Source organism: Streptomyces sp. NPDC006435 (genome assembly GCF_040612315.1).
Lineage (GTDB): Bacteria > Actinomycetota > Actinomycetes > Streptomycetales > Streptomycetaceae > Streptomyces.
This window is the reverse complement of sequence record NZ_JBEXPY010000103.1, coordinates 1-5,097: the sequence shown is the minus strand read 5'-3', so window position 1 is coordinate 5,097 and position 5,097 is coordinate 1. Positions and strand designations below refer to the sequence as shown.

At 69.2% G+C, this 5,097-nt stretch carries 4 protein-coding genes and 2 pseudogenes; all 6 read left to right on the top strand.

Annotation, left to right across the window (positions count from 1 at the left end):
* Positions 1-1,419 (top strand): annotated as a pseudogene (locus ABZZ04_RS39165) (hypothetical protein); the annotation flags it as partial.
* A complete protein-coding gene (locus ABZZ04_RS39160) occupies positions 1,400-2,047 on the top strand; it encodes a pentapeptide repeat-containing protein (RefSeq protein ID WP_356937012.1) in 648 nt (215 codons plus the stop codon). The pseudogene ABZZ04_RS39165 and the gene ABZZ04_RS39160, both read left to right, overlap by 20 nt.
* A 347-nt stretch (positions 2,048-2,394) precedes the next feature.
* Complete coding sequence (locus tag ABZZ04_RS39155) at positions 2,395-3,171, top strand: hypothetical protein (RefSeq protein ID WP_356937011.1); 777 nt, start codon at positions 2,395-2,397, stop codon at positions 3,169-3,171.
* Positions 3,168-3,956, top strand: coding sequence for a hypothetical protein (locus ABZZ04_RS39150; RefSeq protein ID WP_356937010.1), 789 nt, complete (start codon positions 3,168-3,170; stop codon positions 3,954-3,956). The genes ABZZ04_RS39155 and ABZZ04_RS39150 overlap by 4 nt, the downstream gene beginning before the upstream one ends.
* Positions 3,953-4,432, top strand: a complete 480-nt coding sequence (locus tag ABZZ04_RS39145) for an SUKH-3 domain-containing protein (RefSeq protein WP_356937009.1) — start codon at positions 3,953-3,955, stop codon at positions 4,430-4,432. The genes ABZZ04_RS39150 and ABZZ04_RS39145 overlap by 4 nt, the downstream gene beginning before the upstream one ends.
* Positions 4,433-4,897: 465 nt before the next feature.
* Positions 4,898-5,097, top strand: a pseudogene (locus ABZZ04_RS39140) (hypothetical protein); the annotation flags it as partial.

Sequence of the window (5,097 nt, the reverse complement as noted above, 5' to 3'; positions counted from 1 at the left end):
ACCTACATCGCCAAGGGCGCAGGCACCGGCCTGTCCAAGATCGGCGACATCACCAAGGGCCTCAAGGGCATCGGCAACATCGAAATCCCCAAGCTCCCGGACAATGCGGTGACGCTGCCCGACGGTGCGACGATGCTGCCGGACGGGACGTTCCATCTGCCCGACGGCACCAAGGTTCCCGACGGGGGGATCGAACTGCCCAACGGGAGCGTCAAGTTCCCCGACGACGCCCCGGTGCTGCCCGAGGGCACCACCAAGCTCCCCACCGCCGCCGACGACCCCATCCAGTACGTCGACCCCGACGGCAACCTCCTCGACAAGAACGGCGACATCGTCCAGTCCGGCAAGGACGCCCCCAAGGAGGGCTCCCCCACCACCCCGCACACCGACAGCCCCGTGAGGGAACCCGTCCTGGCCGGTGTCGGCGCCCGCAACGGCGACGACATCATCCGCCTGGGCAGCGACCCCGCCGGCCTCGGCGACCTCGGCCGCATCGGCGACGACCTCCCCGGCGGCCAGATCGGCGACAACCTCCCCGGCGGCCGTGCCGGCGACAACATCCCCACCGGGCAGGTCGGCGACAACCTTCCCGGCGGCCGCGCCGACGACCTCGGCCCCTCCAACAGCCACGAGCCCCCCACCGGCGGCCACGGCAACGACGGACCCGGCCCCAACACCCACACCGGCGACGGCGGCAACGGCGGAGGCGGCGGCCACCAGGACCCGCCCAACACCGGCGGCCACGGCAACGACGGACCCGGCGGACACAACGACGGACCCGGCGACGGCCCCGGCAGCGGCGGCGACCACACCCCGGACAACACCGGCGGCCACGGCGACAAGCCCGACAACGGCGGCGGGAACGAGACTCCGGGCAACGAGCCGACCGACGGCGTCCCCGGGGACCGTGTGAACGATCCCCTTCCGGAACTCACGCCGCAGGAACGGGCCGACCACTGGGGTCACCTCGACGAGGTGGAACAGCGCAGCCCCGACGACTTCGACGATCTGCAGCGCGACCCGGACAAGAACGGCGGCATCTCGGAGCCCTCGAAGGATGAGGCACGGGTGGGTCTGGACCTCCGCGAAACCGGACGGCTCCCCGACGACATCCAGCGCCCCACTCAGGCCGACCGCGGTGAGTTCTACTCCCCGAGCGCGGACAAGTATTACGACATCAAGGGCGTGCACTCCGACTGGCCGCCGTTCAACAACGTCCGCGACAAGTCGCAGCCTTTCAAGGGTGCGTACGACCCCGCCAACAATGGCAAGTGGGTCAAGAAGCTCTCCGAACAGATCGTCGAGAAGCACCGTATTGTTATTCTCGACATGCGCAACGCAAGCCAGGCAGCGATCGATGATGTCAAGGGCATCGTCGAAAGGAACGGTTGGGAAGACGATGTCATCTGGTACCCGTAAAGGCTGGGCGCCGCGCCAATACCCCGCCGACCGAGCTGCCGCCGATCGCCTGCGCGAATGGCTGGAGGGCCCGGAGGACCGCGGGCTGGACGGTGTGGGTCTCGACTTCAGTGGCGCGGATCTGTCGGGCGGCGACTTCTCCGAGTCCTGGTTCACCGAAGCCAAGCTGGTCGGTACGAACCTGGCGGGTGCGGAGTTCTACCGCGCGGATCTCGAGGGCGCCGATCTCTCCGGCGCGAACCTGGCCAACGGCTCGCTGGTGCGGGCGAACCTGGACGACGCCACGCTCCGGGGCGCGACCCTCGACGGTGTCGACTTCGTCAAGGCCTCGCTCTACGACGTGGACGCCTCGGGAGCGCACTTCCGCGGCGCCCGGCTGATGGGGGCCTCCCTGCTGGGCGTCGACCTCCGCGGCGCGGACCTGACGAACGCGGTGGCGGACGAGAACTCGTTCAAGGTGAAGTTCGACGAGAGCACCGTTCTCGACGGCTTCTCCGGGACGGTTTTCGGCCCGGTCGAGCTCGTCACCGCGGACGGCGTCAAGGAATTGGGCGGACCGGACCTCGAGGAGTGGATTCGCCGGCGGGGAGGCGCCGCGACCGTCATTCCTCCGCGCTCCGCACGCTGACCGGAACGCGAAAGGCGATCCACCCGGGAATCACGGGCGCCACTGCTGCCGCTGCCGGCCAGTGGTGGCGCCCGCGACAAAGCACTGATTCCACGAAAACCCCGGGGCCCGGTTCTCAGGCGGTTTCTGCCCGGGCCCGGAATGGACAATGGGCTTCGAGGAACTCCCCCGACGCCCGTGCCGGCTTCGGTGCACGCCGTCCACCCGCGCCGTCTGCTGCACCTTTCCATCCCACGGCACAGGGATTTTCCCTGGGTCATGGCTCCGACGCGGCAGAGGACCCCATGCGGATCGCCGACTTCTTTCAGGAACTCTGGCCCCTCTCGTTCGGAACCCCGAGGGGAAGCGTGCGGGATTTCCTCGCGCCGAACCCGTACGAGGATGCCGGGCGGATCACGGAGTATCTGCTCGGCGGGCACGAGGTCTTCAGCGTCATGGGCTCCTCCGAGGACGTGCTCGGCTCCGGCAGGACCGTGCTCGGCGGTGACTCGGTGCTCTCCGACGGGGAGTGGATCTGGCGAGGAGACCTCTGGTTCTACGTCCGGACACATGACGTGGAGCTCCCCGGGGAATTCCTCGCCCGCATCAGGCAGCACGACTACCTGGTGCCCGCCGGGAACGAGCCCCGGATGATCGCGGTCGCCGAGTACGTCGCCGCCAGTCTCCGAACCGGCCGGTCCGGCCGACGAACCCTGGATTCCCCGATGCCCGACGCGACACGAATCGACATCGACGACCCCGAAGTCGACATGGACCGGGGGCAGCGCCTGCTGTACAGGGGGGAGCCCTTCACCGGCGAGGTCGAGGAGCACCTGGGCGGCGCCCCGGTCAGTCTGGACTCCTACGTGGAGGGGGTGCGGCACGGCCCCGGCCGCGAGTGGTACAAGGACGGCACGCTCCGCTCCGAGGCGACGGCCCGCGAAGGGCTCCCGGTCGGGACGTCCAGGGAATGGCACCCGAACGGTGTGCTCGCCGCCGAGGTGGAGTTCTCCGGGAACGGTACGGCCATGGTGGCGGAACGTCGGTGGGACGAAGAGGGCCGCCCGACGAAGAACTGGCATGCGGGCCGCGGTAAAACCCCGCCGACCGCAAAGTGGCACCGGCCCGGAGAGGATCGCGAGTGAACGTCGAACCGTCCCGGTCCGTCCTCCGGCGGCTGCGAGCCGTCGACTGGTCCGACGAGGGCAGCGCCTGGCGCCACGAGAACTCCCGCGCACGCCTGATGCGGGAGTATCTGCGCCGGGCGGCTCTCTGGGCGGACCACTGCGGCGCCGAGCGGTCCTGGCCGTTCCTCGACCTGGCCGAGCACGTCGACGCCGCCGTCCGGATCCCCGTCGGCATCGCCGCCGAGCTCGACGAGGTCCTGCGGGGTGTCGGCCCGTCCTCGGTCAGGACGACCTGCCGGGCGGCTGTCCGCTGGGCCGTGCTCCGTACCGGGAACGCGGCCGGCCCGCTGCCGGATCTCCCGGACCCCTACGAACCACTGCTGGCCCTGTACGAACGCGGCGGCGGATTCTTCGTCGAGGAGTTCATCGACCTGGGCGGTGCGATGGTCCGGCTCGGGACGGTGGAGAGCAACCTCGCCGCCCGCCCCTTCCTCACGCTCGCACCGGCCGCTCTCGACGCCCTGGACGCCGAGGGCGAGATCACGTACTACGCGAAGATCGACGAGAACCGCCCGCGGAGCAGCCCGCGCGGCATCGTCCGGCGCCGGGTCGACGACGGCCGGACGTACGACGAGGCGTTCACCCGCAATCTCCGCTGGGAGCCGACCGAGTACCTCCGGCTGTACGCGCTCGGCCACAACGACATCGACCACGTCGAGATCACCGAGATCGAGGCCGCCGCGTTCATCGAGTCGCTGACGGCGGGCCCGCCGATCCCCGGCCCATGGAACGGAACGCGATGACGGGCCCCGAGAAGCCGACGCCCGAAGTACACGCCTGGCTCACCACGAACGGCTGGTACCCCGACCGTGACATCGGTGAACGCGCCGCCGAGCTCATCCGCGTGCGGGTGCAGGACGCCCGGCGGCAAGGAATCCCTCTGACGCCCGTACCGGCCGCGGTGCGCATCATCCGTGCGTACGGCTTGCTGCACCTGGCCCACCCCACCGTGCAGGGCACCTCCTGGGTCATGGGCCCGGCGCTCGGGTACGAGGGCGACGCAGGAGCCATCCGGGAGCTGGCGTTCGGGCTCGGAACGGAACTTTTTCCCATCGGCCACGAGTCCTCCGAGCACGGAATTCTCCTGGCCGACGAGAAAGGGCGCTTCTTCCACCTCCACCACACCGGCGGACACTACTTGGGAGAAAACGCGCTGGATGCCTTCTCCCGGTTCCTGATCGGTGTGCCCGACCCCGACGCAGAGGATTTCTTCGTCTGAGCGGTTCCCCGACGTCCTGCGGTCTTCTGCCCGAACTGCAACTCCGTGGAGCGAGTCGGTCACGCGCGCCCAGGAGCGGCTGCGGACCGTTGTCCGGGGCGACCCGGGAGCCGACGTTCACCCATGGGGCGCTCACGCGTCCTGCTGATGCACGAGCACAGCACATGCGCCATGCAGTCCTGTGGGCCACCGTCCGCCGGATCCGCCCGAACGGGCATCGCCCACGGTCGTGTGCACCGGGTGAAGATCGGCCGGAGATTCTCGGGAGGTCCGTTTGCGTCGAAGAGGCCTCGCCCCTCCGCGGCTCGGCCAAGTGTTCCGTTTGCACACCTCATTGCCCACGCCGGTCCCCGGCGGCCCTGTCACAGCCTTTCCACAGCCCGGATGCCCTCGATTGCTTCGGTCCCCCGGACTTGATAGGGATGGTCAGCACATTTGTTTGCTCAGGTTCGGCAGGGGGATCGAATGAAGTTCGACATGGGGGCACAGGTTCTGACGACTCTGTCGTCGAAGTCTCGTGGGTCGAGTGATGATCTGGGGCTGCTGATCCGTCAGCTGCTGCAGGCGGCGGCCCCCCTGGAAGGGAAGTTCCACGGTTCGGGGCGGGTGGCGTTCGACTCGTTCAAGAACCGGTCCGACGAGATCACGGCGGCGCTGAACGGTTC

Excerpts from the sequence above, each read along its gene's own strand:
- ABZZ04_RS39145 (WP_356937009.1), top strand. The coding sequence starts at position 3,953 with ATGACGGGCCCCGAGAAGCCGACGCCCGAAGTACACGCCTGGCTCACC.
- ABZZ04_RS39160 (WP_356937012.1), top strand. The coding sequence starts at position 1,400 with ATGTCATCTGGTACCCGTAAAGGCTGGGCGCCGCGCCAATACCCCGCC.